At 51.8% G+C, this 2,375-nt stretch carries 3 protein-coding genes; all 3 read right to left on the bottom strand.

The window, feature by feature from the left end; translation table 11 throughout:
* Positions 1-177: 177 nt before the first annotated feature.
* The 3 genes from arsC to arsR are packed head-to-tail and all read right to left on the bottom strand — an operon-like array spanning position 178 to position 2,309.
* Entirely contained in the window at positions 178-603 is a 426-nt protein-coding gene (gene arsC / locus ABZJ92_RS21445) for a glutaredoxin-dependent arsenate reductase (protein ID WP_000065769.1), read from the bottom strand.
* 12 nt (positions 604-615) lie between these two features.
* A complete protein-coding gene (gene arsB / locus ABZJ92_RS21440; RefSeq protein ID WP_000922639.1) occupies positions 616-1,905 on the bottom strand; it encodes an arsenite/antimonite:H(+) antiporter ArsB in 1,290 nt (429 codons plus the stop codon).
* Positions 1,906-1,958: 53 nt separating this feature from the next.
* Entirely contained in the window at positions 1,959-2,309 is a 351-nt protein-coding gene (arsR, locus tag ABZJ92_RS21435) for an As(III)-sensing metalloregulatory transcriptional repressor ArsR (protein WP_024259314.1), read from the bottom strand.
* Positions 2,310-2,375: the final 66 nt, after the last annotated feature.

Raw genomic sequence — 2,375 nt, 5'->3', positions numbered from 1 at the left:
ATCTGATGGAAATGGAAGCCACGCAAGCACCTTAAAATCACCATCATACACTAAATTAGTAAGTTGGCAGCATTACCTGAATTTGCACGGTTTTGTAGGTCGGATAAGACGCGTTAGCGTCGCATCCGACATAAACAAAGCGCACTTTACCAACTATCGGCAGTGGATATCGCCGCTTTATTTCAGGCGCTTACCCGCTTCATCAACCACTTTCTCGCCATCTTCCTTGGAGAATGCGCCTTTTTGCGCATCTGGCAGAATTTCCAGCACCACTTCTGAAGGGCGGCACAGGCGAGTTCCCAGCGGCGTCACCACAATCGGGCGATTAATCAGAATCGGGTGCTGAAGCATAAAGTCGATTAACCGATCGTCAGTAAATTTATCTTCCGCAAGGCCCAGCTCCTCATACGGTTCGACGTTTTTACGCAGCAGCGCGCGTACGGAAATCCCCATATCGGCAATGAGTTTGACCAGTTCATCGCGCGTTGGCGGAGTTTCCAGATAATGGATAATGGTCGGTTCTGTGCCGCTGTTGCGGATCATCTCCAGCGTATTACGCGACGTGCCGCAGGCCGGGTTGTGATAAATGGTAATGTTGCTCATATCAGTATCTCATTACAAAGTGAAAGAGAGACGTAGCGCCAGCGCAGCCAGCGTCACAAACAGCACAGGCAGGGTCATGATAATCCCTGTACGGAAGTAATATCCCCAGCTGATAGTCATATTCTTCTGCGAAAGTACGTGCAGCCAGAGCAGCGTTGCCAGGCTACCAATCGGGGTAATTTTCGGCCCCAAATCGCAGCCAATCACGTTGGCATAAACCATCGCTTCTTTGATAACGCCAGATGCCGTGCTGCCATCAATGGACAACGCGCCAACCAGTACCGTCGGCATATTGTTCATAATAGAAGAGAGGAAGGCGGTGAGGAATCCGGTGCCGAGCGTCGCGGCCCACAGGCCGTTATCCGCCAGCACGTTGAGTACGCCAGAAAGATATTCCGTTAATCCGGCATTGCGCAGGCCATAAACCACCAGATACATGCCGAGCGAGAAGATGACAATCTGCCAGGGGGCACCGCGCAGGACTTTACCCGTATTAATCGCATGACCGCGTTTAGCGACGACAAATAATATCAGTGCGCCCACAGCTGCAATGGCGCTCACCGGAATGCCGAGCGGTTCCAGGACGAAAAATCCCACCAGCAGAAGCAGTAAAACAACCCAGCCAGTTTTGAACGTAGCAGGATCTTTGATCGCTTCTGCGGGAGATTTCAGCAGCGCCATATCGTAGTTCTGCGGAATATCTTTGCGAAAATAGAGATGTAGCATCACCAGCGTGGCAACAATCGCGGCGATATCCACCGGCACCATCACCGAGGCGTATTCGCGAAAGCCGAGGCCAAAGAAATCAGCGGAAACGATATTCACCAGGTTGGAGACAATAAGCGGCAGGCTGGCGGTATCGGCAATGAATCCGGCCGCCATCACGAACGCCAGCGTCGTGCCTTTACTGAATCCTAAAGCCAGCAGCATGGCGATGACAATCGGCGTCAAAATAAGCGCCGCGCCATCATTGGCAAACAGGGCCGCAACGGCGGCGCCGAGCAGGACAATCCAGGTAAACAGCAAGCGACCGCGTCCATTGCCCCAGCGTGAAACGTGCAGCGCTGCCCATTCAAAAAAGCCGGACTCATCCAGCAGCAGGCTGATGATAATGACGGCAATAAACGCCGCCGTCGCGTTCCAGACGATATTCCACACCACCGGAATATCACCCGGATGAACCACGCCCGTAACCAACGCCAGTACCGCGCCGAGCGTTGCACTCCAGCCGATGCCTAAACCTTTCGGCTGCCAGATAACCAATACGATGGTCAGGACAAAGATAGCGCCTGCCAGTAACATAATGCCTCCCGGATAAAACACATGTGCAAATCCATATGTGTTTAGCTAAATTTTTAACTGCAAATGTTCTTACTGTCTCCGGAACAGTTTTGTCTGGCCAGGTTGCGGACAATTGCCTGAATCTTTTCCTGTTCACATCGCCAGGCTTCATCAATAATTTTCGCCGCCCATGCTGGAATATGCGGCGATAAGCGGTAATGAACCCACTTACCTTGCTTGCGGTCCAGCAATAGCCCGCTTTCACGCAGCAATGCCAGATGGCGGGATATCTTGGGCTGCGACTGATCGAGGGCAGTGCAGAGATCGCAGACGCATAACTCTCCCAGTTCGCTAAGCAGTAAAACGATGCCCAGACGGGTTTCATCAGCAAGAATTTTGAACAATTGGATGGGTAACAGGGTAATGCTGCCAACTTACTGATTTAGTGTATGATGGTGATTTTAAGGTGCTTGCGTGGCTTCCATTTCCAT

This window comes from Shigella sp. FJ200513, from assembly GCF_040495915.1.
Taxonomy (GTDB): domain Bacteria; phylum Pseudomonadota; class Gammaproteobacteria; order Enterobacterales; family Enterobacteriaceae; genus ECMA0423.
This window is presented reverse-complemented; position numbering and strand designations above follow the sequence as displayed.

Coding starts and splice junctions, on each gene's coding strand:
- arsC (WP_000065769.1), bottom strand. CDS start 603: ATGAGCAACATTACCATTTATCACAACCCGGCCTGCGGCACGTCGCGT.
- arsB (WP_000922639.1), bottom strand. CDS start 1,905: ATGTTACTGGCAGGCGCTATCTTTGTCCTGACCATCGTATTGGTTATC.